At 54.2% G+C, this 25,586-nt stretch carries 21 protein-coding genes; 9 read left to right on the top strand and 12 right to left on the bottom strand.

The window, feature by feature from the left end:
* Positions 1 to 340: 340 nt before the first annotated feature.
* Positions 341 to 880 (bottom strand): flavodoxin family protein, encoded by a 540-nt coding sequence (locus JMJ04_RS07265; RefSeq protein ID WP_201369859.1) that lies wholly within the window; start codon positions 878 to 880, stop codon positions 341 to 343.
* Positions 881 to 1,026: 146 nt separating this feature from the next.
* On the bottom strand, positions 1,027 to 1,914 hold the full coding sequence (locus tag JMJ04_RS07270) for a LysR family transcriptional regulator (protein ID WP_201369860.1): 888 nt from the start codon (positions 1,912 to 1,914) through the stop codon (positions 1,027 to 1,029).
* A gap of 269 nt (positions 1,915 to 2,183) precedes the next feature.
* Between JMJ04_RS07270 and JMJ04_RS07275 the strand changes: the two genes are divergently transcribed.
* Positions 2,184 to 2,435: a hypothetical protein gene (locus tag JMJ04_RS07275; RefSeq protein ID WP_201369861.1), complete on the top strand. Its 252-nt coding sequence runs from the start codon at positions 2,184 to 2,186 to the stop codon at positions 2,433 to 2,435.
* Positions 2,436 to 2,470: 35 nt separating this feature from the next.
* Here the strand turns inward: JMJ04_RS07275 and JMJ04_RS07280 are convergent, their stop codons facing one another.
* The 4 genes from JMJ04_RS07280 to JMJ04_RS07295 form a co-directional block, all read right to left on the bottom strand.
* Positions 2,471 to 3,793, bottom strand: a complete 1,323-nt coding sequence (locus JMJ04_RS07280; protein ID WP_201369862.1) for a glycosyltransferase — start codon at positions 3,791 to 3,793, stop codon at positions 2,471 to 2,473.
* A 199-nt stretch (positions 3,794 to 3,992) separates the two neighbouring features.
* A complete protein-coding gene (locus tag JMJ04_RS07285) occupies positions 3,993 to 4,631 on the bottom strand; it encodes a 50S ribosomal protein L25 (protein WP_201369863.1) in 639 nt (212 codons plus the stop codon).
* 296 nt (positions 4,632 to 4,927) lie between these two features.
* Positions 4,928 to 6,697, bottom strand: a complete 1,770-nt coding sequence (polX, locus tag JMJ04_RS07290) for a DNA polymerase/3'-5' exonuclease PolX (protein WP_201369864.1) — start codon at positions 6,695 to 6,697, stop codon at positions 4,928 to 4,930.
* Between the two features lie 136 nt (positions 6,698 to 6,833).
* Entirely contained in the window at positions 6,834 to 7,304 is a 471-nt protein-coding gene (locus JMJ04_RS07295) for a hypothetical protein (protein ID WP_201369865.1), read from the bottom strand.
* Positions 7,305 to 7,579: 275 nt separating this feature from the next.
* On the opposite strand from JMJ04_RS07295, the gene JMJ04_RS07300 reads away from it, so the two are divergent.
* Complete coding sequence (locus JMJ04_RS07300; protein WP_201369866.1) at positions 7,580 to 9,433, top strand: serine/threonine protein kinase; 1,854 nt, start codon at positions 7,580 to 7,582, stop codon at positions 9,431 to 9,433.
* Between the two features lie 71 nt (positions 9,434 to 9,504).
* On the opposite strand, the gene JMJ04_RS07305 is transcribed toward JMJ04_RS07300, so the two are convergent.
* Positions 9,505 to 10,491 (bottom strand): alpha/beta fold hydrolase, encoded by a 987-nt coding sequence (locus JMJ04_RS07305; protein ID WP_201369867.1) that lies wholly within the window; start codon positions 10,489 to 10,491, stop codon positions 9,505 to 9,507.
* Between the two features lie 451 nt (positions 10,492 to 10,942).
* Here JMJ04_RS07305 and JMJ04_RS07310 point away from each other — a divergent pair, with 451 nt between their 5' ends.
* The gene (locus JMJ04_RS07310; RefSeq protein ID WP_201369868.1) at positions 10,943 to 11,857 is read left to right on the top strand and encodes a pseudouridine-5'-phosphate glycosidase; all 915 of its coding nucleotides are present in this window, start codon (positions 10,943 to 10,945) and stop codon (positions 11,855 to 11,857) included.
* Between the two features lie 93 nt (positions 11,858 to 11,950).
* Here the strand turns inward: JMJ04_RS07310 and JMJ04_RS07315 are convergent, their stop codons facing one another.
* The 3 genes from JMJ04_RS07315 to purH form a co-directional block, all read right to left on the bottom strand.
* The gene (locus JMJ04_RS07315) at positions 11,951 to 12,340 is read right to left on the bottom strand and encodes a hypothetical protein (protein ID WP_201369869.1); all 390 of its coding nucleotides are present in this window, start codon (positions 12,338 to 12,340) and stop codon (positions 11,951 to 11,953) included.
* 297 nt (positions 12,341 to 12,637) lie between these two features.
* Positions 12,638 to 13,746, bottom strand: a protein-coding gene (locus JMJ04_RS07320; RefSeq protein WP_201369870.1) for an IS630 family transposase whose coding sequence is annotated in 2 segments (ribosomal slippage) — positions 12,638 to 13,332 and positions 13,332 to 13,746 — 1,110 coding nt in all. Because the reading frame shifts where the segments join, the coding sequence is not laid out codon by codon here.
* Between the two features lie 59 nt (positions 13,747 to 13,805).
* Entirely contained in the window at positions 13,806 to 15,389 is a 1,584-nt protein-coding gene (gene purH, locus JMJ04_RS07325; protein WP_201369871.1) for a bifunctional phosphoribosylaminoimidazolecarboxamide formyltransferase/IMP cyclohydrolase, read from the bottom strand.
* Between the two features lie 558 nt (positions 15,390 to 15,947).
* Here purH and JMJ04_RS07330 point away from each other — a divergent pair.
* Both JMJ04_RS07330 and JMJ04_RS07335 read left to right on the top strand, forming a co-directional pair.
* The gene (locus tag JMJ04_RS07330) at positions 15,948 to 17,456 is read left to right on the top strand and encodes a hypothetical protein (protein ID WP_201369872.1); all 1,509 of its coding nucleotides are present in this window, start codon (positions 15,948 to 15,950) and stop codon (positions 17,454 to 17,456) included.
* 13 nt (positions 17,457 to 17,469) lie between these two features.
* On the top strand, positions 17,470 to 19,026 hold the full coding sequence (locus JMJ04_RS07335) for a hypothetical protein (RefSeq protein ID WP_201369873.1): 1,557 nt from the start codon (positions 17,470 to 17,472) through the stop codon (positions 19,024 to 19,026).
* A 70-nt stretch (positions 19,027 to 19,096) separates the two neighbouring features.
* Here the strand turns inward: JMJ04_RS07335 and rpmA are convergent, their stop codons facing one another.
* Together rpmA and rplU are read right to left on the bottom strand one after the other, a co-directional pair.
* The gene (rpmA, locus tag JMJ04_RS07340; RefSeq protein WP_201369874.1) at positions 19,097 to 19,417 is read right to left on the bottom strand and encodes a 50S ribosomal protein L27; all 321 of its coding nucleotides are present in this window, start codon (positions 19,415 to 19,417) and stop codon (positions 19,097 to 19,099) included.
* A 6-nt stretch (positions 19,418 to 19,423) separates the two neighbouring features.
* Positions 19,424 to 19,942 (bottom strand): 50S ribosomal protein L21, encoded by a 519-nt coding sequence (rplU, locus tag JMJ04_RS07345; RefSeq protein WP_201369875.1) that lies wholly within the window; start codon positions 19,940 to 19,942, stop codon positions 19,424 to 19,426.
* A 934-nt stretch (positions 19,943 to 20,876) separates the two neighbouring features.
* Between rplU and JMJ04_RS07350 the strand changes: the two genes are divergently transcribed.
* The 4 genes from JMJ04_RS07350 (at position 20,877) to recF (ending at position 25,523) form a co-directional block, all read left to right on the top strand.
* Complete coding sequence (locus tag JMJ04_RS07350) at positions 20,877 to 22,010, top strand: MerR family transcriptional regulator (protein ID WP_201369876.1); 1,134 nt, start codon at positions 20,877 to 20,879, stop codon at positions 22,008 to 22,010.
* A gap of 18 nt (positions 22,011 to 22,028) precedes the next feature.
* Complete coding sequence (locus JMJ04_RS07355) at positions 22,029 to 22,868, top strand: hypothetical protein (protein ID WP_201369877.1); 840 nt, start codon at positions 22,029 to 22,031, stop codon at positions 22,866 to 22,868.
* A gap of 179 nt (positions 22,869 to 23,047) precedes the next feature.
* Positions 23,048 to 24,187, top strand: coding sequence for a DNA polymerase III subunit beta (gene dnaN / locus JMJ04_RS07360; RefSeq protein ID WP_201369878.1), 1,140 nt, complete (start codon positions 23,048 to 23,050; stop codon positions 24,185 to 24,187).
* A gap of 130 nt (positions 24,188 to 24,317) precedes the next feature.
* Positions 24,318 to 25,523, top strand: a complete 1,206-nt coding sequence (recF, locus tag JMJ04_RS07365; RefSeq protein ID WP_201369879.1) for a DNA replication/repair protein RecF — start codon at positions 24,318 to 24,320, stop codon at positions 25,521 to 25,523.
* Positions 25,524 to 25,586 lie beyond the last annotated feature (63 nt).

A 25,586-nucleotide genomic window follows, 5' to 3' on the forward strand; every position in this document is an offset into this window, starting at 1 on the left:
TCTCGCAACATAATTTTTCATGGAACACTTAGAAAGAAATCGTACTTGCCTGGCTCAGCAACATCCTTTACTGACGTTTTACCAGGATGCCAGTGGCCTCCAGCCTGGCTGTTTCTCCTTAAGGCCGAACATAAGCCCTGACATTACTCGCACGTCTGGTGAAAACTCATAATAACTCTCACCAATCATTATTCTAACAAGATATGTGATAAACGTCAATAAACTATATTGATGCACAAGAACAAAATAGTTATTTATTGCTATACAAGTGTATTTTAATATAACACAAGAATAGATAAATATAAAAGTGTCCAGGGCGGCGCCCTGGACACTTTTATACCTATTCCAGAAGCTTTCCCCGCCAGGTAGCCGCGTTTTCGAGCGTGTTGAGATCGTTTTGAATATCCCCAGGTTTTCTTCCGTTCCCAATCAGGTAGCCCACCAGTGGCATATTCATAAAGTCAAAGATATATTGAAATTGCTGGGCTAAAGGCAAAGCTTTCTTCTGTGGCTCGTCATCCCCAACAATAACGACAAATGCCCGCTTCGTCGCCATCTCCATTTTAAAATTTATGGATGTATCTCGGAAGCTCTGGGACCAGCGATCAACGAAATTCTTCATAAGGCCGGACATCCCATACCAGTACAGAGGCGTGGTAAACACAAGAAGTTCATGCGCGCGAACCTGCTCAAGAACCAGGCTATAATCATCATCCACTGCATCGAAACCATTGGAGTCATGTCGTTGATCCACAATAGGCTTAATATGATAGTCACTCAAATGAATTGAGGAGTATGAGGTTCCTTTTAAAAGTTCTTTGGTGAGCTGTTCAGAGTTTCCATTTTTTCTCGATCCACCATAGATCGCTAAGGTTTTCATCGTTCTTTCCTTAAAAAGTAGTCGCGACACAAGATTTCCCACCCGGTGAATCAGGTACGGGTCGCGTTGTTCTCTGCCCCAAGTATAGTAAGAGCTATCTATCACGTCAAGCAATTGATTTTAATCAGATTGACCACTAAAAATGATCAAACTTCCTTGAGGACCTCGCGTGCGGTTGAGATAAATGCCTGGAAGGCCGGAGAGAGCCATTTGTCTTTATGCCAGGCCATCTGGGTAATAATGCGGAAATCCCTCCCCCAAGGCAGAATGACCAGCTTACTTTGTGCAAGTTCAGCACTTACAGAGACAGCAGGCAACACAGCTATTCCCATTCCCAGCATGGCAAATTGCTTGATGGCTTCAATACTCCAAAATTCAAGGAGCATTTTAGGGACACATCCTTCGGCAGCCAACTGTTGCTCAAAGACGGTACGATAGCTGCATCCCATTTCTGTTAGCAAAAGAGTTTCTGTCTCCAGATCTTCTGGCTGGATATGAGCCGCTTGCGCAAGGGGGTGTGAGGGTGCGGCAAGCAAGAGGATTGATTCGGGGAGAAGAGTTTCCGCTATTAGCCCACGCGACTGCACTGGCTGCGCCATCAAAAACGCCACGTCAATCACACCTTCGCTGACAGCCTTCTGAAGGGCATTCCATGAGAGGGGTCGGAAGAGTAGACGCACCTGGGGGAAGCGTTGTTGAAAATTACTGAAGAGCGCGGGAAGGCGATAAATACAGAGTGTATCCGGGGCGCTCACTGTGAGTGTCCCTTTAATCACTTCACGCTGGGCAAGCGCGGATTGAGCCTCAGCAGCGATAGTAAGCAGCTTTTCAGCGTACGCAAGTAGTTGTTCGCCTGCACTTGTCAGTGTGATATGCCTGCCGAGGCGATCAAAGAGTTGCACATCCAATTCCTGCTCAAGAGCCTGGATATGTGCAGTAACGTTTCCCTGGACATAACCAAGCGCCTCGGCAGCCCGGCGAAAGCTCTGAAGTTGAGCGACTGTACGAAAGGTGGTGAGGTGACGCAATTCCATGGCACACCTGCCTCTATTTTTTAGTAATAGATAAACATATATGGGTAGACAAATAGCATTTCTCAGCCTATACTACAAAAAGTAAGTACTACCCTATCGAAAACCTGAGCGCGCTTGCCGTGCCACCGCTTGCCCCCGAATGGGGGGAGCGCTAGCTACCACCTGAAGGTGACACGGCGAGAGTGGCGCCGCGCTCCCGAATGGGGGTTGGTTTTCATATAAGATGCAATGGAAATTCCCAAGCGTGAGCGTGCTCCAGGAGTTTTTGTATGTACAAGCAAGGCTCAGATTCGGAGAGAGATGTACAACCCATATGGTGCCCCATTAGAAGCCTTTTCCTTCCGCAGCGTACCCCTATCCCCATATATACCTCTAAACAGGAGCGCAGACGCGCCACCATATCAGCAGATCCCTGGCAGTATCGCATCCAGGCCTGGCTCACCTATCACATGATTCAGATCCGCTGGGACATTGAACGAGGCATTGCCAGGTTGCTGCATAAACGCTGGGGAACACGCTAACTCCCAGTCTCATAGGTCCATTCCCCCAGGCGTAGCTAAAGCTGCACGTCGGTATCCTCCGCTGTATCGCTCCAGTCAAATGAGAGGTCTCCAGTCGTACCTGTGCGGCGCAGGCGGGAACGCGCCTTTTGCTGCCCGGTCAGCTCTCCCTTGTATTTTCGTTGTATACGCATTTGCTGCTTGCGCTCTTTGTCTTCTTTAAACTCAATGGAGAGACGGCGATAGAGGTCCTCCCACTCGTCGAGGATATTGAGCCGATCATGCTTCTCGATGATATGCAGGCTCTCCTGCCCCATGCGTGTACGCAGGTCTCTATCTTCAAGGATCGTATCAATAGCGCGAGCCAGTTCTTCGCTATTTCCTGGCTGGAAGAGAAAGCCATTCTCATTCTGATGGACAAGCTCGGGCAAGGCATACGAATTGGCAGCCACCACGGGCAGGCCACAGGCCATTGCCTCCATCGTCGCCAGGCTCTGTAGATCAGCCTCGGATGGAATGGCAAAGAGCGCAGCTGAGCGACGTAGCGATAGGAGATCGGCGTCGCGTACAAAGCCCAGGAAGCTCACCCGGTCCTCTACATGCAAACTGGCCGCCAGCGCGCGTAGCTCCGCCTCCATAGGGCCAGAACCCACAAGCACGATGTGCGCAGGCTGACGTAGATGCTGCGCAGCGCGAATCAGCACATCAATACGCTTCTCCTCGCTCAAGCGATTGACATGAATGATCAGCGGGCGATCTGTGGGCAGACCAAAGCGCGTAAGCGCCTCGGGATCGGGCGCCCCTGGACGAAAACGGTTCAGGTCGATGCCATTGGAGATGGCGCGTGCGGGCGCGCGCAGCCCATGCTCATACAATAGGTTCAGAGCCGTCTGTGTGGGGGCCGTGACATACTCACAGCGGTTACAGAAATTAACCAGGTACGTATAAGTCACGCTGCTAAAGGGTTTGCCAAAGATTGGATCGGACGAGAGTGAGCGACTCATATTAATAGGCAGGTAGTGATTGGTCGCGATAACGGGCTTGCGCAGGCCACCCGCGAGAATTTGCGCGATATTCCCCAGCACTACAGGCGAGTGGATATGGATAATATCGGGATCGCTACGCTTGATGAGATTGCGCATTGGCATAAAAGGGAGGAAGGGAATGCGTAAGCCCTCGTAGGTAGGCCATTCAAACGAGGAGAAGCGATAGACCCGCACTCCCTGTTCGAGACGCTTCACATCACGCGCGCCATAGCTAGGCGCCACCACCCAGACCTGGTGACCGCGATTGACAAAGTCTACCGCGAGTCCACGTGTCACTGTGGGAACACCACCCACCATGGGGGGATATTGATCGGTTACTAGCATGATGCGCATAGTTCGCTTGTAGCTCCTAGTCTTAATGCTTCTTACACTACCTGCCCGCCCCATGGGCGAAGTATTTCTACACACAAGGGCGCTAACATAGACTATAAGCAATGACGACGTGGGTGAAAGCCTGGTAACAAAAAGGGGGACGCGGTAAGACATATAGGGTAGTTTACCGCGTCCCTGTCGTTACAGTAAAAGGCCTGCTTTACTCGCTAGCAGTGGACTCGCTCTCAGCCGCTGGTGCAGCCTCAGCAGCAGCCTCGGCAGCCTCAGGCGCGGGCAGCTCCACCTTCGGCGGCGCAACCTTCGCAACCGACTCCTCAGGATCACCTACAAGCTTAAATCCTTGTGGCAACTTGACATCCCTGGCATAGATCGTGTCGTCAAGCGTCTTCAACGGCGAGAGATCCACCTCGATGGCGGGCAGGATATCAGAGGCACGACACTGGACCTCAAGCGCGTCCATATGCAGGAGCGTCCCCTTGGTATCCTTGAGCGCGGGAGATTCGCCCACAAAGTGCAGGGGTACCTTAATGCTCACCTGCTCATCCATGCTTACGCGAGAGAAATCCACGTGCTGGATCTCTCCCGAAACCGGATTATGCTCCACATGATGTACCAGGACGGTCTCCGCACTCTTGCCAGGCAGGTTGAGCGCATAGATACTTCCCGCCCTGTTCTCATGCTGCAAGCGCTTGAAGACTTTGGCATCAAACTGAATCGCCACCGAATCGGCCTTGTGGCCACCAATATTTCCAGGGATAAGACCCTGGCGACGCAGGCTCTTCGTCTTTTTCCCAAAAACCTCGCGTGGTGCGACATCCATTTCGATCTGTTTCGCCATACAAATTCTCCTTCGGTCTTATTCCGAAACCCAACGTCACTTGCGTGACTAGCGCTTCCCCCATTCGGGGACAGGCGCGCTCAGGGTTTTCGGGTCAGAAGTTCTTGCAAAGTAACGATAAGAGAAATACAAGCGCCCGCAAGCGCTCGCGTCCCTCTCGACCTCACATTTCCACGTTGGAAGACCCTGTATAAGTAGCGCAGAGCGCTGGCTCTTATCCCTATTACGAATAAGCAGTACACTTTAGATGCGGCGACCTACGACGACAAGGCTCTGAGATAGATGCGAGCAAGCGCTTACTGGCTCAAGCGTCGCTCGCGTTGAGCACGGAAAAACTCAATGAGCCGCTCGCTCGTGTATGTGTTGGGAACGTCGTCGGCGGAGAGCCACCCCTTACGCGCGATACCCACTCCATAAAACACATCATCCAGCCCCTCAATGGCATGGGCGTCTGGTCCAAGCGGAACCTTAAGCCCCTTCTCGCGCGCCTTACGTACCAGGCGCCAGTCCATGTCAAGGCGAGAGGGGTGCGCGTTGATCTCTATGCACACGCCCTGCTCAGCGGCTGCATCGATCACAGCCTCCATATCTAATGTATACCCTGCCCTACCAAGTAAAATACGACCCGTCGGGTGACCAATAATTGAGGTATATGGATTGGCAATGGCCTTCAACATGCGCTTCGTCTGCTCTTCCGGCGAGAGATTAAAGTTGCTATGAATGGAGGCGATCACAAAGTCAAAGCCCGCCAGCACCTCGTCTGGAAAGTCGAGCGCGCCATCCTTGAGGATATCGCACTCGATGCCCTTCAAGATGTGGAAGCGCCCCTGCAACTCGGCGTTGATCTGGTCGATCTCTGCCCACTGGCGGCGCACATCTTCCTCAGAGAGTCCACCCGCGTAGGCCGCGGCCTTGCTATGGTCCGTAATGCCCAGGTAGGAGTAGCCGCGCTCGATACATCCCTCTACCATCTCGCGCAGCGTCTTCTGGCCATCACTATAGGTCGTGTGCGCGTGCAGAATACCACGCATATCGCTCTGCTCCACCAGTTTAGGCAACTTATGTTGCGCGGCCGCATCGATCTCCCCGGTATCCTCGCGCAGCTCGGGCGCGATATAATCCAGCTTGAGCGCGGCATAGATATCGCGCTCCTCGTGGCACGGAACCAGCTCTTCCTTACCCTCGCTGATCTTAAAGAGGCCATAGTCGTTAATGGTCATACCCATGTTCTGCGCACGCCTTCGCAGAGGAATATGATGCTCACGTGAACCGGTAAAGTGATGCAAGGTAGAGGGAAACTGGCTATCGCTCACGACGCGTAGATCCATGGCGATCCCGCTGGCAACCACGACGCTTGACTTGGTCGTTCCCTTGCCGGTGATCGAGATAACCGTTGGCTGGGTCGTAAAGAAGCTCATGATCTTCTCACGGGCCTCTTCGGGCGCGTTGTCATCTACGCTGGCGACCATGTCAATATCTTTGACGGTCTCGCGACGGCGGCGCAAGCTACCAGCAACCTCCAGGCGTACGATCTCGGGTAGGGTCGCCAGGGCGGTGCGAATGCGCTCGGCCTCGGCAAAGGCCACATCGAAGCGAAAGCGGTCGGCGTGCTGCTTCAGGAAGGCCAGCCCCTGGAGAATCTTCTCCTGTGTCTTCTTACCAAAGCCGGGTATCTTCGCGACTTTGTCATCCTTGCAGACCTGCTCTAGCTCAGCCAGAGTAGTGACATGCAACTGGTCATAGATGGCATTAATCTTCTTTGGTCCCACGCCGGGGATACGCATCATCTCCAGCTTGACGGCTGGCGTCTCGGCACGTAGTTCGTCGAGAAAGGCGATCTTTCCGTTCTGTACGGCCTCCTCAACTCGCTTGATCATGGTAGGACCAAGGCCGGGCGTTCCCTTTAGCTTCTTCTCTGCCACGAGCTGGTTCAGGTCGCCATCCACGCTGACCAGGGCGCGCGCGGCGTTTTCGTAGGCCCGCAACTCAAAGACACTGGCCTCAGGTTTAAGCGCCAGAAGGGTGGCAATCTCTTCCAGCATCGAGGCAACTTGCGCTTTATCCATATTCTTTCTCTCTATCCACTATTTTCCTATCTAACACATGACCTCTCGCGCCTGGGCAAGTGGTGTGGTACATGGGGTTGGCAGCTATAGGCTGCCAACCCCATGTACCACACCACTTACCAAAAATCATTTTTATTCAGGCGTCGAAATAGGAGCCGAGATATTCGGGTGGTGCGGTCTGCACTTCAAACGGGTTGCGCCCCCGCAGATCCCGATTAAGATAGCGTTTACAGTCAAAATGCGCCACTAACCAGCAGTAAAAGGGATCGCTGACAAACACAGCGTCCCAGGGGCGCTCTTCTCCCATGTCTAGTACGCGATTGCACACAAAACAGCGCGCCATTCCCGCACGAACAGCCTGCTCCAGCCAGGACATGACAAAGTGATGCATGTCCTCTAGGAGCATGTATTCCAGGCAATCAGCAGGATAGCCATATTCAACTGGATCGGGGCACTCACGAAAATCTCTATCCGCCCGACTCAGCGCGATTGGAGGAGCCTTGACGACAACTTTCACCTCGTCGTCCTCTTCCTCAGAGGCACTCGTCGCAACGCTGGTCAGCAGAAGACCCTCGCGGGCAAACCAGGATAATAACTCATTACGCATATAGTGCCTATTGTACTACAAAAACGCCCTCATGGCATGACCGGATGTTCTACAAATCACAAGGCCATGCTCATCTATACCTTGCGGCTGTTTTCTTGTCTTGCCCAACAGTATCCTGTATATTAGCTAATACGTTATATTTAGTGGTCTGGGGGAATTTGGATGGCATTGTTATTGGATGGAGTATGGCAGTGCCTGCGGCACTGCCATACTCCATCCAATAACAATGCCATCCAATAACATACTTCTATCTTTTTTGTGACGAAAGGCAGGCAATGAATAATTACGGCGAAGTTCCCGTAGAGCGGGCTTTAGTAGGACAACAATTAGGAAATTATCGCCTGGTAAAGTTGCTTGGACAGGGAGGCTTCGCGGACGTTTACCTTGGCGAACATATTCATCTTCAGACCCAGGCCGCGATAAAAGTCCTACGCCTCACACTGACACCAGAAAATATGGAGGGCTTTCGCAAGGAGGCCCAGGTCATCGCGCAACTTGAGCATCCACATATTATTCGCATTCTCGATTATGGTGTTGAGCGGGGCATCCCCTACCTGGTAATGAGCTACGCGACTAATGGCGCGATCAATCGGCGCTACCCACGTGGGACGCGTGTACCACTCAACATACTTCTTTCCCTGCTCAGCCAGGTCGCGAGCGCGCTCCAGTATGCGCACAATCAGCGCCTGATTCACCGCGATATTAAACCCGAGAATATGCTGCTCAACCGCAACGACGAGGTCCTGCTCAGCGACTTTGGCATTGCCCTGGTGGCGCAAACCTCGCGCCAGACCTCGCTGGATGTTGTCGGCACGGCGACCTATATGGCACCTGAACAACTGATGGGCAAACCAGTGCCAGCAAGCGACCAGTATGCCCTGGCAATTGTCGCCTACGAGTGGTTGGTGGGGCGCCCCCCCTTTCAGGGGTCCTTCTCCGAGGTCTGCGCGCAGCAACTTAACGCCCCGGCTATCGATATGACACAGCTTGATCCCCAGGTCATGCCGCTCCCTCTTGCACGCGTGTTAGAGATAGCCCTGACCAAAGATCCCCAGCAACGCTACCCAGATGTGCTGACCTTTGTGCACGCCTTCGAGCAGGCCGCTCAATCCTTTCTCCATAGTGCTCCCCTGCCCGCCATGGATTCCGCGCGCTTACGCTTACCAACACCATATCCTGGAACGCCAGCAGGCCAATCCTTCCCAGGCACCTACGTGCGAGGCAACGCCCTGCATAACAATGATATGACAGAGCAAATGCCAGCCCCGGTCTCCCGGCCTGGTATACCCTTTCAGGCTCCACCTCACACGCAGACGGCCTTTCAGCAGACCCAACAGAGGGGACCACAACAAAACGCAGGCCAGCCCTGGACGACGGGCAAGCCAACGCCAGTTCGTCAGCGCTCCCGTGTACCCGGTTTCCTGCTCGTCAGCGTGGCCGTGATCCTGGTCATACTCCTAGTCGTCATTGGCGCCTTCGCGCTATACAAACCAGTCGCCACCCACACCCAGCAAACACCGGTGGCAAGCAACACCCCAACTCCTGGAACGACTAACGTTCCCTCCGGGGGAGCACTCTACCAGGCGACCTGGGGACCTGAAGATACCTGGCAACTCACTGATGGCTGGGAAGCTCAGAATGGCCAGCTCACAAGCGACGGCTCCCTGGTCAACGCTAATGCGCTCTCTCTCTTCCACGCGAAGTCTGCCAACTACGCCGTAGAAACTGAAATCGCGTTCCGAGGATTTGGCCAATCTAGCGAGAATGGTGGTCAAAATAAGCCTGGCAAACAAGGCAATAGCCTCTCGCAATCAGGTGGTTATGGTATCATCGTACGGCTGCATAGCGGGCGCAGCTATATCTGTGGGCTCGATGCGCATACTGGCGCGTATATCGCCCTCGTAGAGGGTGGACGGATCATTAAGCGGCTCAAAAACGTCGGCTATCACTTCTCTACGGGTACCCATATGTATCGGGTCGAGATCCATGGCAGCGAGATTGCCCTACTTATCGATGGCAAAGCCATTGTACAAGCCAGTAATAGTACGCTGACCGCCCCAGGAGAGATAGGCCTGCACAGCGACAACACGCGCCTGGCTATCACCAGCTTCAAAGTCTCCCAACTCTAATAATGTCATAGAAAAAAGAGCTCGGCACTACTGGCGTATGCCAGTAGTGCCGGGCTCTTTTTTCTATGACATTAGATACTTTTGCCTGTGCTGGTCGCTGCGCTGGTTGCGTATTCGCGTACAAGCTTGTTAAAGGAGACCGCTTGCTCATCTTGCAGGTGATAGCGACTCTTATCCAGAATACGCACCTCGATTGCGGGATTAACACGCTTAAAGGCTCCGCTGGCCTCACTTGGTCGCAGCTCGCCCTCACGTCCCCAGACAGCCAGGACAGGCATTTGCAGGCGCGCAAATGGCTCATGAACATCCATAGCCAGCCCCTGGCTCAGGACTGCTGAGGCCGCAACATATGACCCGGGCTGGTGCGCGCTTGTGTAGACATACTCCACCAGTTCATCAGAAATGAGGCCGGGATTGTGATAGCCCTGGCGGTCATAGTAGCCACGAATAGCCTGGCGCGAGGCCAGAACATTGTAGAGTGCCTGGCCGACAATAGGTAGGCGCAAGAGGGCCCGCCAGCCACTGGCAAGCGGGCTGGGATAATGCTCTTGCAGAATAGTGAGAGAAGGTTCGACGAGAATCAGTTGCTCAAAGAGCTGTGGGCGGCGATAGGCGTCAGCGATCACAAAGGCGCAGCTCTGACCATGCGCGACAACAGTCACAGGCTTATTAATTACCTCGCGCATAAAGTCATGGATCAGGTCGGCATACATTTCGGCATCATATGCCACATCCGGGCGATCCGAGAGGCCATAGCCTAATAAATCGATTGCATATACACGGAAGTTTGTGGCCAGGGCATCAATATTCTTGCGCCACTCATACGAGGAGGCTCCAGGGCCAAAGCCGTGGATGAAGAGCAGGGGTTTGGCGTCGCGATTCCCTTTCACACTATAGTACATATCGCCATACTTCCAGGGATAGCGCCGCTCCTCGCCCGTGAGGACTGTATCAAGCTCTCCCGCCATAGAGTCGACCAGCCTGTTATAAATAGCCAGGGCACCCAGCGTGCCACCTACAACCATCGTTGTTGTAGCTAATTTCTTCGCGAAACCCATATCCTTTAACTCCCTATTTTTAGCATCGAGACCGCGTACCTAGGAATAGAAGAGTTGCCAGTCTCGTATCTTAGCGCTATACAGATACAATAACCTACCAACAGAATAAGCATTCCTCAACACTTGATTATCTAGCAAACCCATCTCACTAACAGGCTTAGATACTCCTCACGCCGCACGTTATTTGTGTACCATTTTCTATCAGCTACTATAGCATGTGCCCGCAGTCAGCGCAAAATAAACGGTACATATTGAAGCTCCGCATTAAGACGGCGCAAAACTGAACTCGCCAGGTAGCTAGTAATAGCACGAGTCAGCATAAGGTGGTGGCTACAACTGGAAGAAAGGGATGGGCTAAGATCTCCTGGGCCAGGATGCCTGGTTTGCGCTTTCCCCAAACGGCCTGTATACTTTTCCAATAGAGACACAGAAGCTAAAGGATAAGAAATATATGACCGCTATTTCCACGAAGATCGTTCTCGCGCCCGAGGTTGCCCAGGCGCTCCAGGCGGAGCAGGCCGTGGTGACCCTGGAATCGACCGTTATCTCGCATGGACTTCCTTATCCCGAGAATGTGCGTACAGCCAGGGCTATGGAGCAGGCCATTCGCGAGGAGGGCGCGGTCCCGGCTACGATTGGCCTTCTGGATGGCAAGATCAAAATTGGCTTGAGCACTGACGAGTTAGAATTTTTTGCGAGCGCCAAAGGCGTGCGCAAGGTCAGTCGACGTGACTTGGCCTTTACCCTGGCTAGCGGACAACCTGGCGCGACAACAGTCGCGGGAACGATGCTCTGCGCCAGTATGGCAGGTATTCGCTTCTTTGCCACAGGTGGCATTGGTGGCGTTCATCGTGGCGCGGCAGATAGTATGGATATCTCCGCCGACCTGACCGAGTTAAGCAAGACGCCGGTCATGGTTGTCTGCGCGGGAGCCAAGTCGATTCTGGATCTCAACCTGACCATGGAATATCTGGAGACACAGGGCGTACCTGTCATTGGCTGGCAGACCGATGAGCTTCCCGCCTTTTATGTCCGCGAAAGTGGCATACATCTCCCACTTCGCGTTGACGAGGTTGAGACAATGGCACATATCGCGCGTGAGCAGTGGGAATGTGGTCTGGCGGGTATCGTCGTGGTCTGTCCCATCCCTCCAGAGTACGCTATGGACTCCGAACCCCTGGAAGCCGCCATTGATGAGGCTCTACGCCTGGCACAAGAACAAGAGGTCAAAGGCGCCGCCACTACTCCCTTTATCCTTGGGCATGTCGCCCAAACCACCGAGGGAGCCAGCGTCGAAGCCAATACCGCCCTCCTGATCAATAACGCCCGCTGGGCAGCCCGCTTCGCACGCGCCTACTATCACTAGTGTGTAAAAAGTATTTGGGGAGAGATAGAGTGGCGCCTCCCGGCAACTGCCGGGAGGCGCCACTCTATCTCTCCCCAAATACTTCACAATATCTTATGAACGCGAAGTAAAAATCTCGTCTGAGAAGAAGCGGACCCAGAGTACCACTACAGCCAATCCTCCAATCAGGGCAAAGAAGCCCATCGCGCCACCCGCCTTGTCGGTGCGGAATGGGAAGAAGAGGATCATCGACATCCAGACCATGGTCAGCGTCACTGTCCAGTTCAGCTTGGTTGTCTCAGCGCTTGAGCGGTAGAAGAGATTAAAGAAGAAGATAGCGAGCAGGCCAACAAAAATGACCAGCGGCTTCAAAGGTGTGAGGTTATTACCGGTCCCGGTCCAGTCAATGACCAGGTTGCCATTGATGAAGAGAAAGGTAAAAACCCACAAAAGGGATAAAACCGCGCCCCAGATGACCTTGCGCAGTTCAATAGGACTATTCACCGTATGCGGCTCCTTTCGAGGAGGTATTGCTAGATAACTGTACTCGTATTGTAGTCGTTGTGCCAAAATAAATCAACATTTTTGAGTTTCTACCAAAGAGTCCCCCTCTTACGCGCCTGCGGCGCTCAAAAGGTGTAAGGGTGATGTGGCTGGAAAACTGGCTTAGTCAGTTTTCCAGCCACATCACCCTTACACCGAAGGATTGGCATAGCTAGTGCCACAGTTACCCAGAAGGGTTGACAAAGCTAATGCCACAGGAAAAGACCTATACATTTTAGCTGCTAGTGTCTAGTTCGGTTAGCTTGTAGGGTAAAGCCGTTGTAATTTCTGGCGAGCGTCACTGGCAGTAAAGCGCCACGAGATGGTGCAGTGCTTGGCATTGCGTTCCTCTTGCAGAGCTGTGACCTGCTGGCGAAGCTGTTGCTCATCGGCGATGCGGCGCTGCAAGCAGGAGCGCTGGAACACCCCGATTTCAATCGCGGCCATATTGAGCCAACTGGCATGCTTGGGCGTGGAGTGGAACTCCAGGCGACGCAGGATGCGACGGGCTTCCGGAGCCGGAAAGGTCTCATACAGCGCTCCGGGTGTGTGCGTATTCAAGTTGTCTTGGACCACGCGCACATACTCGGCAGACGGATAGGCCACGTCCACCAGCCAGCGCATTTGCTCAGCATAGTCCTGCTTGGTCCGCTGGGCGGTCACATGGACCTGCCGCCAGCCTCGTAGTGGCTCAACCAAGAAGAACAGATTGGCCGTGCCTCGCCGTTGGTACTCGCAGTCAATGCGCTCCGGCTGCCCTGGAGCGGCTGGCACAGGAGGACGCATCTCGGCGTGCAAGACCACCGGTTTCTCATCAAAACACACGGTCGGATACAACGGATCATAGGGTTCTGCGTAGAGGTCGAGCACGTCTTCCATAGCGGCTACAAATTCCCCTCCGACAGCGGGCAGCCACCAGTGTTCGTGCCGCCAGGGCTTGAGTTCATTTTTTTGAGCAGGCGGTGAATGGTATCGAGCGAAATCGTCTCCACAAAGCCGAGTTCCACCGCCTTGTCGGCCAGCAAGCGCACCGTCCAGTGATCATGCCCATCGGGGGCCGGGCTACAAGCCACGGCGATCAGATGGGCCGTCTGCAACCCCGAGAGGGCGCTGCGCCGGTGCTGCTGCACCTTATCATGCAAGACGGCCTCCACACCTCCTCGTGCGAAGCGTCCCCGGACGTTGGTCACCGTGGCTTCACACACATCGAACGCCTCGGCCAGTTGGGCAGTGCTCCAGCCTTCGGCAGATTTGAGCAGAAGACGGGCGCGCGTGATGGTACGGGCGTTGGCACTTCCTCGATGCACAAATGCTTCTAACGTGGTGCGTTCCTCTTGGGTCAAGCTGACGGCTGGCTGTCGTGGCATGGGGTTCCCTCCGTTTTTGCTCAGTATACCACCTTCCTAGAACCTAACCGAACTAAACACTAGTGGCGATAGTGTCTCTTTCCTGTAAAGACCATGGTGATGGCATAGCTGTTGGCTGCCTGGATGACATCGTCGTCGCGCGCCGCTCCTCCTGGCTGAATGATGGCGGTAATACCCGCGCGGGCCGCAGCCTCCACCGCATCGGCGAAGGGGAAGTAGGCATCGGCGGCAAGTACCGAACCCCGAGCACGACTTCCAGCCTTTTCCAGCGCTAACTGTACGCTTGCCAGACGATTCATCTGGCCCGCGCCAACGCCAATTAAGGCCAGCTTATGGGCCAGCACAATGGCGTTTGATTTCACCAGGCGTACCGCCTTCCAGGCAAACATCAAATCGGTGACCTCCTCCAGGTTAGGATCGCGCTCGGTCACAACGGTGTATTCTACCTCTTGTTCGCCAAGCAAATCCGGCGTCTGCAAGAGAAGTCCCCCACTAATTGAGCGTACATCTAAGGGGTGCGCAGGCCGGTGATCGACTTTCAGGCTATGAGTCGCGCGCTTGCGGGGCTCCAGGGGGGCGTGCGTAGCGAGTAGGCGCATCTCCGGCTTCGCGCGCAGGATAGATCGTGCCTCACGGCTAAAAGCCGGCGCGATCACGGCTTCAAAAAAGAGCTGGCTCAGTTCGTGCGCGGTATCCCCATCGACCTCGCGATTACAACCTACAATCCCTCCGCTGGCCGAAATAGGATCGCCAGCGTGTGCCTGCTGGTAGGCATCAAGCAGAGTATCTCCACAGGCCAAGCCACAGGGATTGGTATGTTTGATGATCGCGACGGCTGGCACGGTAAAGGCTCGTGCCGCCTCCAAAGCAGTATCCAGGTCCAGCATATTGTTATATGATAGCTCGCCTCCCTGGAGAATTCCCGCCCCGGCAAGCGTAGCTTCTCCCCGGATATGGCCTGGCTTGTGGAACGAGGGCCAGCGATAGAGAGCCGCCTGTTGATGTGGGTTCTCCCCATAGCGTAGATTGCGCACCCGCTGCGCAGACAGAGTGACGATGCTGGGGAAGAGTTCATCTGAGCTGGTGTGCAAGTAGCTTGCAAGTGCGCTGTCGTAGCTTGCCAGATAGTAAAGAGCAATCGCGGCCAGCCTGCGTCTCGTCTCCAGGCTCACCTCTCCCTGTTCACGCCATTCCTGAAGCACAGGCACATAATCCTCAGGACGTATCAATACCAGAACATCCTCAAAATTACTGGCGGCAGCACGCAGTAGTGTCTCTCCACCTATATCTAGCTGCTCCATGGCATCAGCCAGCGGAGTCTCCTCCTCAGTTACAAATGGAGGAAAGTTTACCACCACGACATCTATCGGCTCGATGTGGTGGACACGCAAATCTTCTTCGTGCCGGGGGCGGTCCCGCCGGGCCAGCACCCCCCCTAACAAAGCGGGGTGAAGCAGCTTGACACGCCCCTCAAGAATGTCAGGGAACCCGGTTAGCTCCTCTACTGGTGTCACCGTGACGCCAGCCGCTTGCAGAGCCTTTAATGTCTCCCTGGTAGAGAAGAGAGAGACATGCAGACTCTCTAGCTCTTGAGCCAACCTGGGAAGTCCCTCACGATTTGTTACGCTTATCAATGCCCTCATCCAGCTATCCTTTCAGGCTTTATGATGCGCATTCAAACGTCTCGGCCCGCACAAAAAAACGATACCTACAAACGTCTAGATCTCACTCTCTCAGTATAGTCTACTCGCAGGGATCAGCAGAGAAGAACTACAACATTTCAAAACATTCATTAAAAGTGGCAAAATATGAAATTTATCTTAACCAGCTTTTAGTACTTTACAACTAAATTATCTTGTACCCATAACGAATACCAAAAGAAGCATGGTAATATCCCTAACAGAACAATAAAGTTCTACAACATACCAGAACACATCGCACTATTTCAAACTGTTCCAGAGCACGCAGACACTGATGCATAAATTGATATATAGAGACGTATCATTCAAAAAAAGCCAAGGAGGGTGCCATCCACGCAAAAGGGTCATACCCATGCCACTCTGAAAGCCGTACAAACGCTTATACATTTGACCGTTTGTAGGCACAAGTGGCGCGAGACTTTGCCTGGCATAGTGCGAAACGCAGCCAAATTGCTGCATGTATTGTGATAGCTACCAGAGAGAAAGGGCCACACCAAACGTATGCAAATACTTGACCGATCTCATAAGACGAAGTCGAGAGAGGGCAAGCCCGCAGCTAGCGGACCACTACCTCGCCCAACACCACCTAAGCGTATAGTGCCATGGCTACTTATTACACTTGTCCTCTGTCTCGTGCTGGCACTCGGGGCAGGAACCTATCTCGTGTTACAACCGCGCCTCGGCTCCCATGCCGCCGAGGACAATCCTAATTGCACGCTTGTCGTGCCACAAAATCCTCTAAGTGCCAAAGGACTTGCCACACCATATCAACTTGTCGCTACTGATCCTAAGCAGGGTCCCTGCCATGAAGCCAATGCAGGACAGTCGGCCTTTGTGCAGGGCGCAGTCTTTGATCCTGCGACGGGTCAGATCTCGATCTATAATCCCCTGGTTGTGGATAAAGGTAATAAGCCAGCGCTTGCTCCGGTCGTGCCGCAACTCCCCGCAAACGCGATCGTTGGCCTCTGGTTCGGCTTTAACGCCGGCACCTTAACCCTAAAAGGGAATGGTGATGCCCTCCAGCAAGGCAAGTGTGTCAATGGCCTACCCGATGATGCCTTTGGTCAATTTGCCTATTGTAACGCCCCAGCCTTCTTCCAGGCAGCAAATCAGGCCATTCAGCAAGGGAAGCTCAAAGTTCCAGCGCTGGGGCGGGCTCATGACGGTCTGCCCTGCCCGACGGTACGCGATTTCTCGGTCGTCGACCAGGACCAGAGCGACAATGTCACATCAACCTATCTAACAACAAATGATGGCGCAGTCGCGCAGATGAATCAGGCTAATGCCCTTAAACTCCAGGGGGCGCAACTCATCGCCAATGCCAGCGATAACCGACTCGTCTCCATTGCCCTGGACAATGCCCTGGGCTGCAAACCGTGGACGGCGCCTGACCTGGCAGATCCTGGTCAAGTGACAACAGCACTACCGCTCAACGAGTTGATGGCCGCGGCAGACCAGGCGGCGCCAGCAGCCATTATTCCCAATGGGGATCCCATGGTACTACACAACGATAAGCCCAATATGCAGAAACTCAACCTGTATCGCGTTGGTGTCGACCAGCCAATGGTCAAGCGAGCCGACGAAGCAAGTACACGCCTCTATTGTACAAGTCTACTTGCGGCTGCCCCTCAGCGCATGCTGACCGATGCTCGCGTTACGACTCACCAGGCCTCTCCTGATACAGGCGCGGCCAATAACCTCTTTACCTTCCTGGCCCAGCGCTTTAATACGACCTGGGGGACCGATGGCGGCCTCAATTGCAAGGGACTACTCAATACTGACACGCCAATCACACTCAAACAAGATTCCAATGGCGTTACCATCAACGCCACGATCCAGGGCATCAAAATGACAATGCCCATGGACTGCTCCGTCAACGGTGTCCTTATCTCTGGCTGCCAGGGAACCACCACCATCAACGGTGTCACCTGTAACTTCGCTATGGATAACAAAACCCGTCGCGTCCTCATCAACTGTCCACAACCCGGACAGGGGAAGGATGAAAAGTAAGAGAGGAGCTAATATGCAAACACTGCCAAAACCCGATATAAAGCAACCAGGTACCGGTTCAAGTGGCCCTCTGGAGCCGCTTCAGAGACAAAAAAAGTCAGGACTCAGACCAGTGATCTTTGTGAGTATCGCGCTCTTGCTGCTCACGCTCCTGGCTGGAGCCTTCCTGTTCTTTGGTCAGAAGCGCATAGGCACCCACGCGGCCGCGGCCAATGCTAACTGTACCCTGATCGTGCCCGCCAATCCCCTCAGCGCGCAGGGCCTGGCTACTCCCTACCAGTTGCAAGCCACCGATCCCAATGCGGGCCCTTGTAACGAGACCAACGCGGATCAGGCCGCCTTCGTGCAAGGGGCCGTTTTTGACCCGGCGACAGGCCAGATCTCAATTTACAATCCTCTGGTCGTCGATGCGGGTACACAACCCGCTGTCGCGCCAGTCGTACCAACACTGCCCCAGAACGCTATTGTGGGCCTCTGGTTTGGCTTTAATGGCACGACCCTGACGCTCCGTGGCCAGGGTCGTGCGCTACTCCAGGGACGCTGCGTCAATGGCCTGCTCAATAATCCCTTTGGCCAGTTTGCCTACTGCAACGCACCCACCTTCTTCAGCGCGGCCAACCAGGCGATCAGACAGGGCAAACTTGTGGTTCCACCCATCGGCCAGGGCAGCGATGGAAAACCCTGCCCTACAGTTCGCGACTTTGCGGTTGTCGACCAGGACCAGAGCGATAACGTGACCAGCGTGTACCTGGCCAATGCCAATGGGCAGACCGCGCAAATGAACCCGGCCAATGCGGGCCAGTTGCAGGGCGCGCAGACTCTTGTCAACGCCAGTGATAACCGCCTGGTTGCAGTGGCCCTGGACGGTGCTCTAGGTTGTAAACCCTGGATGGCCCCCGACCTAGCAGCTCCAGGCCAGATGGCTCCCGCCCTGCCACTCAACGAGTTACAGGCAGCCCGGCAACAGGCTCAACCCGCGGCGGTCATTCCAGCAGGCGACCCCATGGTGCTCAATAACGGGAAAAGCAGCACAGCCAAACTCAATCTCTACCGCCTGGGTGTGGATCAGCCGTTTGTGCTCAACACCGATCGGGGCGCAAGCACCAAACAGTATTGCACCAATCTGCTCAATATCCAGCCGCCACGCCTGCAAAACCTGATGAACCTGCTTCAGCAGAAAGCATCACCAATGCCAGACGTGGCTAACAATCTCTTTACCTTTATGGCCCAGCGCTTCAACACCACCTGGGGGGCCGATGATGGCCTCAACTGCCAGGGTCTACTCAATATGAATAGCCCCATCCAGGCCCAGACTGATGGCAATGGGGTCACTATCAGCGCCACTATCAACCTTAACAACAATGGTGGGCAGAATGGCGCAGCGCCTACTCAGCCCGCGGCACCTACCAGCACAGCAGGTGCCACCCCCACGCCTGCCAACGGTAACGCGCAACCTACACCTCCTGTCGATAACGCAGGAGCCACGCCTACCCCTGACGCCGGGAATGGCACCCCCCAGCTCACGCCTCCTGCCGATAACGCAGGGGCCACACCTACTCCTGGTCAGTAGACGCTAGACTACAAAAAGAGAGAGGCGAATCATGTGATCCGCCTCTCTCTTTTTGTGCGTTTATTTTTGCTTAGGCCTCAGCAGCGACTGGCTCCTCAACCTCTCCAAGCAGTTCCGCAATGGAGGGGCGATCGGGGAACTCGGTCACAATGCTGACATTGCGACGATCGCGTGAGTAGTGGCCAAATTTGACATAACCATCGATCAGAGCGTAGATGGTATGATCGCGACCCAGACCGACATTGTCGCCGGGGCGAATCTTGGTACCACGCTGGCGCACGATAATGCTACCAGCGCTCACCAGCTGACCATCAAAGCGCTTGACACCAAGCATCTTAGGTTTGCTATCGCGACCGTTGCGCGAGCTACCCATACCTTTCTTATGTGCCATGAGATTTTACTCCTCTGTGCTGCTTTCTTGAGTCTTCTTGCTTGAACGGCGACGAGGTTTTTTCTCCTCAACGGGCTGCTCCGCAACAGCGGTCTGAGTCTCACTCTTGACCTCTTCAGCGGGAGCGGTCTCTTTTTTCGCCTTAGTCTTAGCCTTAGCAGGTGCGGCCTTTGTTTCTGCCTTTGGCTCTTCGCCAGAGACCAGGCTCTTGCCCTTCGAGATAATGTCATCAATGCTCAGAACAGTCAATTCCTGGCGATGACCACGGCGATGGCGATAGCGTTTCTTGGACTTGTACTTGAAGACGATTAGCTTCTCACCGCGCTTCTGACCAACGACGGTGGCCAGGACCTTCGCGCCCTCAACAAAAGGCGCACCCACGAGAGCAGTGTCGGCATCGGAGACCAGCAATACCTCGCCGATCTCAATCTGCTTCCCATCCTCATGGGGGAGGCGGTTCACTTCGAGCTTATCGCCGACAGTGACTTTGTACTGTCGTCCACCACTTTTGATTACGGCAAACATCTCTTCAATTTTCTCCTTGCAAAACTTTCGTCGCGCCCAAACAGCCTCAGCTAAGAATGACGCGACTACAAAACCCGCGCGTGATGAGAGGGATACGTGGGAGGCGTGGATGGAGGCCATCCTCACAGTTCCGCTTCTAACAACTCATCCGTCTATCTTGCTGCACCCCAGCGGCACACGGCGAGGAAACAATGCCAGATACGCAGGCTTACTCGACAACATACTACCTATCGGAAACCTGAGCGCGCTTGTCCCCGAATGGGGGAGGCCCTAGCCGCGAGAGCGGCGTTGGTTTCCGTATAAGAAGGTACCGACATGCGCGGGCAATGACCATTCCTGGTCTCAACAACTACAGGCAAACACACGAAAAAATCCACGGTCTTGTAATCTGACCCGTAGACGATTTGAGTATACGGTCCCATAGTGTGGGCGCAGCTATGCAAGCATATGATAGCAGTGCCGCTACCCACGTGTCAAGCACTATGCTCTCAAAAAGTTCTTTTTTCGCGCCTGCGGCGCTCAGGGGTAAGGTGGATCAGGCGGTGGGCTGGCGGAGCCAGCCCACCGCCTGATCCACCTTACCTGAGGCGAGCTTGCGAGTCGAAACAGGCACCTGAAGTGAGTTTGCAAAACAAAATATAGCCCTTTTTGCCAGGAAAAGACCGTGTTATACTATGCCAAATAGCTTCTATGCCAAATAGCTTCACATACCAGCAAAAAATCTAAACACTACCTGAAATAGGTCTCTCAGTATGTCCCTAATAGAGGAGAAATGTGGGGAGAAAATTATCCGTTCTTTGCTATACATCTATCTTTGATTATGATCTTATTCCGAAACCCAACGTCACTGGTGTGACTAGCGCTTCCCCCATTCGGGGACAAGCGCGCTCAGGTTTTCGGAGAAGAAGTATGTGGAGGAGAACACAAAGTAACTATGTATGAGGGCTTTAACGCTTGTCCAGACCTGGAAAAATATTCAGGCGAGCCAGTCTATCACACCAAAGTGGTCGAACAGATCACTGGCATTCGCGCTAATACGTTGCGCATCTGGGAGCGGCGCTATCACTTCCTGACTCCTAAACGTGCCGAAAACGACTATCGCCTCTATTCAGAACGCGATGTGGTGTTGTTACGCTGGCTAAAAGAGCGCATCGACAATGGCATGAGTATTAGCGAGGCTATTAACTTTTTTGAGCGCCTGGACAAGGTTCGCAAACAACATCCGCCCAAACAGGTCGATGCCGCGTCACCCCTCCACAGCCCTCATATCTTCACAGTCGCCAGTCGCCAGGCATTTACCCTCCCCCGTGGACTGGAGCAGCAACTACGTGCGCAACAGGATGAATTTCCTGAACAGGAAGTAAGCGCCCCAGAGCCACTTCCTTTTCCTCGTGAGACCCTACCTCAGCTGCCAGAAGAAATTCTGCTCCTTGCCCAGGAGCGCCTGCTGACCGCTTTCCGTAACCTGGACGATACAGAAGCGCATATGGTACTCACGCCTCTCTTAATTACCTATCCTGTCGAACAGGTGTGCGCCGATTTAATTACACCTACACTCTGGAAAATTGGTGAACTCTGGGAGAATCATAAGATTACGGTCACAGTTGAACACTTCGCCAGCAATTTCTTCCGTGGCCTGCTTACCAATTTGTTCTATATGGCACCTCGTCCAATGCACGTGCCCCTCGTCATGATTAGCTGCGCTCCGGGAGAAGCCCATGAGCTTGCCGCGCTGATGCTGGCACTAGTCTTGCGCCTGCAAAATGTGCGCGTGGCATACCTGGGCCAGAGCATCGAGAGTGAGGGGTTAATCGGTTCCATACAACAGCTATGCCCGGCGCTGGTCTGCGTCTCCCTGACCATCCCTTCGCATCTCCCAAATCTGCTCTCCCTGGCACAACAGATTCAGAAGCTGCCCTCACCTCGACCGCGCTTTATCTTCGGCGGGCAGGCCTTCCTGGAATATCCCAATATTGCTCAGGATATTCCAGGTGTCTATATTCATGGTAATATGAAAGAAGTCGTAAAACAAATTCAGACACTCTATACGCAACAGGGGATCGCATAGACAGAAAAAGGCCTGCATATGAGACGCTTCCCATTTTATGGTAAGATCGCCCTGGCTCTCTGTTTCATGGCCTGGGCTTGCTCCTGGCTTCGCGTGGAGCCATTCTATCGCTATAGCTTCTTTCCGCTCTGGTTGGGCTATATTTTGACGCTTGACGCGCTGAACCGTGCGCGCAAAGGAAGCTCGCTGCTCCATAGGATGGGGGGACGCTTTCCCCTCCTCTTCCTGGTCTCCAGCCTCTTCTGGTGGATTTTCGAGTGGTTTAACAATTTCGTGCAGAACTGGCATTATCGCCTGGATCAGCCCTATACCCCGCTGGCATATTTCTTGATCGCTAGCTTAAATTTTAGCACCGTCCTCCCCGCTGTAATGGAAACAACCGAGCTTCTAAGCAGCTTTAAGCCGTTTCATCCACGCCTGCTCGCTGAGCAAACGGGTCCGCGCTTGCCGCTACCACTGCTGCTAGGCGTTGAAGCCCTGGGACTGCTCTGCCTCGTGCTGCCCATCCTCTGGCCGCAATACTATTTCGGTCTCATCTGGCTCTGCCTGGCATTACTGCTCGATCCGGTTAATAACTGGTTTGGGCGCAAGTCAACGCTGGCTCACCTGGCGGTGGGTGACTGGCATTTCATCGTCCTGCCCCTGGGCACGCTGATATGTGGCTTCTTCTGGGAGACGTGGAACTACTTCTCGTTCCCCAAGTGGTACTACACCGTTCCCTATATCGAGTTCTGGAAGATTTTCGAGATGCCCCTGCTCGGTTATATCGGCTATCTCCCCTTTGGCCTGGAACTTTTCGCGCTCTACCAGTTTGTGCTTCTCCTCCTCCGCCAGAAAGAGGACCACCTCCCCTTCTAAGTAGCCTCATAACCGTTTCTTCCCCCCACGATAAGAATAGGGGAAAGAGCATATACGCACATTACAGCAGCCTGGAGGAGGGGAGCCACAAGCTATGACGCCTTGTCCTCACCGGTGGAATAGGCTATACTAAGCTGGAAATTCTATGCGTTCTGGTTGTGTCTGGAGGAAATTTGTCTGTGAAGATTACATGTAAGCAGCAAGACTTGAGTCGTGGCCTCTCTACGGTCAGCCACGCCGTCTCAAGCCGTAGCACGCTCCCCATCCTTGCTAATATTTTACTTACGACCGATCATGGTCGCCTGAAGCTCTCGGCCACCAACCTGGAGATCGGTATCAATTGCTGGATCGATGCCGAGGTGCAGGAAGAAGGCTCCACGACCGTTCCCGCCAAGACCATCTCCGATCTCGTCAGCAGCCTGCGTCCAAGCCAGGTCGAGCTCTCAGTCGCGGATGAGTCCCATACGATGAGTATCAAGGGTCAGGGCAGTAACGCGACCATCAAGGGTATGGATCCCTCTGAGTTTCCGCTCATTCCAAGCGCCGAGGGAAGCGAGACCCCTATCGCGCTTGATGCTCGCCAACTCAAAGAAATGATCGAGTACGTGGCCTTTGCCGCCGCCGACGACGATGCCCGTCCCGTGCTCACTGGTGTCCATGTGGAGACGACCAATGAGAAGCTGACCTTCGCCGCCGCCGATGCCTTCCGCCTCGCGGTTATGTCCGCCCCCATGCCCGGTGGCGACCTGCTCGCGGATACTATTCTGATTCCCGCGCGCACTCTGACCGAGCTGGCACGCATCCTGCCCAATGAGGGAAGCGTGCAGATGATCGTAACCCCCAACCGCAGCCAGGTGCTCTTCCATACCGATAACGTCGACCTGGTCTCGCGCTTGATCGAGGGTACCTTCCCCAATTTCCGGGGCATCATCCCGAAAGAACATACGACCCGCGCCGTCGTCGAGACCAAGGAGTTCTCCGCCGCCGTCAAGACTGTCACTCCCTTTGCACGCGATAGCTCGAATATCGCACGCATTAAAGTGAATAGCGGCTCAGAGGACGGTAATGAGACGGGCACGCTCACTATTGAAGCGACCGCCGAAGATATTGGTAGCAACGTCAGCACCATCAATGCCGCCGTCGATGGCCCCGAACAAGAGATTATTTTCAACGTTAAATATCTCTCGGATGTTCTGGGCGTCGTTGGTACCCCCGAGGTCGCGCTCGAAATTACGTCAGCGGCTCGCCCAGGCGTCGTCAAACCGGTTGGTCCCGCCGACTACACCTATATCATCATGCCAATGAGCACCAATCACTAAACCTGCTCGTAGCAGCTCTCCCAATGAGCGCGATACGAATGTGTGAGGGGCCTGGATGATCTTCCATGCCCCTCAGCTATGCAGGCAAACTTGCTGTTCATCGGCTAAGCATAACTTCATGGACAGGTGCATGTATCTCACTCACCTCACGCTTGAATACTTTCGCAACTATAAGCATCTAGACTTAACTCTAGGGCCAGGGCTTTTCTTCTTCTGTGGAGAGAACGCCCAGGGGAAGACGAATCTACTCGAAGCGGTTAGTATGCTCGCTACCGCGACATCCTTTCACGCCTCCAGTGATCGTGAGGTAGTCAATTGGCAGGCCCCTGATCATGTCGCACATCTGCAAGGGCGCGTCTCTCGTCATGAGGATGACGCCCAGATTGAGATCAGCGTCTTTGATCCTACTCCTCCAACCTTTTCCCAGGATGACACATCTCAGCAAACCTCACGCGGCCTTGACCTCCCCGCCAATACGCCGCGCAAACGCTATAAGCTCAATGGCGTTCCCCGGCGCACGATAGATATTATTGGGCAGATGAAGGTAGTGCTCTTCGCACCCGTTGATCTACACCTGGTTGATGGCTCGCCTGAGGAGCGCCGCCGCTTCTTTGATCGCGCCCTCTGCCAGGTCAGCCCCCACTACTGCCAGGCTCTTGTCCGCTACCGCAAGGTGGTCACCCAACGCTCGGCCCTGCTCAAACGCATTCGCGATCATCAAGAGGATCCACGCCTCATTGACTACCTGGATGACCAGCTCACTCAGCTCGCCAACCAGATTATGTATGAGCGCCACCACATGCTCGCCAGCATTAACCAGCTGGCCAATCCCTTACAGCAAGCCATCAGCGGAGGACGCGAACGGCTGGAAATTATCTATCGCCCCTCTTTTAGCGTTGATGAGTCGTTATCTCTGCCTGAGGCCCAAAAACACTACCAGCAACAGCTCCAAGCCATACGCCGCAAGGAGACAATGCAAGGCGTCTGCCTCCTCGGACCCCACCGCGATGACCTCGAGTTCCTGGTTAATGGCATCAATATGCTCTCCTATGGCTCGCGTGGGCAACAGCGTACCGCGGCCCTCTCCACCAAGCTGGCGGAGCTAGCTTTTATGCGCAGTAATACAGGCGATGAGCCTGTGCTGCTGCTCGATGATGTCTTTAGTGAGCTGGATGCGGTACGCCGCCAGTATCTCCTCCAGGAGGTGCTAAGCCACCAGCAGGTGCTACTTACCGCGACCGACCTTGAGAGTTTCCCGCCCGAGATCGCGCAGAAGGCCCACATCTACCACGTCCAACATGGCAATATCACCCTCCCCACCGGCCCTCTGACATAACTTAAGAACATAGCGACCAAAAGCAGTGTAGCGTGGCGCGGAACCTGGCCAGGTTCCGCGCCA

It is taken from the genome of Ktedonobacter robiniae (genome assembly GCF_016587375.1).
GTDB lineage: Bacteria > Chloroflexota > Ktedonobacteria > Ktedonobacterales > Ktedonobacteraceae > Ktedonobacter > Ktedonobacter robiniae.

What these genes read in the sequence shown, in the direction of transcription:
- JMJ04_RS07265 (WP_201369859.1), bottom strand. Translation starts at nt 880, where the DNA reads ATGAAAACCTTAGCGATCTATGGTGGATCGAGAAAAAATGGAAACTCT.
- JMJ04_RS07270 (WP_201369860.1), bottom strand. Translation starts at nt 1,914, where the DNA reads ATGGAATTGCGTCACCTCACCACCTTTCGTACAGTCGCTCAACTTCAG.
- JMJ04_RS07275 (WP_201369861.1), top strand. Translation starts at nt 2,184, where the DNA reads ATGTACAAGCAAGGCTCAGATTCGGAGAGAGATGTACAACCCATATGG.
- JMJ04_RS07280 (WP_201369862.1), bottom strand. Translation starts at nt 3,793, where the DNA reads ATGCGCATCATGCTAGTAACCGATCAATATCCCCCCATGGTGGGTGGT.
- JMJ04_RS07285 (WP_201369863.1), bottom strand. Translation starts at nt 4,631, where the DNA reads ATGGCGAAACAGATCGAAATGGATGTCGCACCACGCGAGGTTTTTGGG.
- polX (WP_201369864.1), bottom strand. Translation starts at nt 6,697, where the DNA reads ATGGATAAAGCGCAAGTTGCCTCGATGCTGGAAGAGATTGCCACCCTT.
- JMJ04_RS07295 (WP_201369865.1), bottom strand. Translation starts at nt 7,304, where the DNA reads ATGCGTAATGAGTTATTATCCTGGTTTGCCCGCGAGGGTCTTCTGCTG.
- JMJ04_RS07300 (WP_201369866.1), top strand. Translation starts at nt 7,580, where the DNA reads ATGAATAATTACGGCGAAGTTCCCGTAGAGCGGGCTTTAGTAGGACAA.
- JMJ04_RS07305 (WP_201369867.1), bottom strand. Translation starts at nt 10,491, where the DNA reads ATGGGTTTCGCGAAGAAATTAGCTACAACAACGATGGTTGTAGGTGGC.
- JMJ04_RS07310 (WP_201369868.1), top strand. Translation starts at nt 10,943, where the DNA reads ATGACCGCTATTTCCACGAAGATCGTTCTCGCGCCCGAGGTTGCCCAG.
- purH (WP_201369871.1), bottom strand. Translation starts at nt 15,389, where the DNA reads ATGAGGGCATTGATAAGCGTAACAAATCGTGAGGGACTTCCCAGGTTG.
- JMJ04_RS07330 (WP_201369872.1), top strand. Translation starts at nt 15,948, where the DNA reads ATGCAAATACTTGACCGATCTCATAAGACGAAGTCGAGAGAGGGCAAG.
- JMJ04_RS07335 (WP_201369873.1), top strand. Translation starts at nt 17,470, where the DNA reads ATGCAAACACTGCCAAAACCCGATATAAAGCAACCAGGTACCGGTTCA.
- rpmA (WP_201369874.1), bottom strand. Translation starts at nt 19,417, where the DNA reads ATGGCACATAAGAAAGGTATGGGTAGCTCGCGCAACGGTCGCGATAGC.
- rplU (WP_201369875.1), bottom strand. Translation starts at nt 19,942, where the DNA reads ATGTTTGCCGTAATCAAAAGTGGTGGACGACAGTACAAAGTCACTGTC.
- JMJ04_RS07350 (WP_201369876.1), top strand. Translation starts at nt 20,877, where the DNA reads ATGTATGAGGGCTTTAACGCTTGTCCAGACCTGGAAAAATATTCAGGC.
- JMJ04_RS07355 (WP_201369877.1), top strand. Translation starts at nt 22,029, where the DNA reads ATGAGACGCTTCCCATTTTATGGTAAGATCGCCCTGGCTCTCTGTTTC.
- recF (WP_201369879.1), top strand. Translation starts at nt 24,318, where the DNA reads ATGTATCTCACTCACCTCACGCTTGAATACTTTCGCAACTATAAGCAT.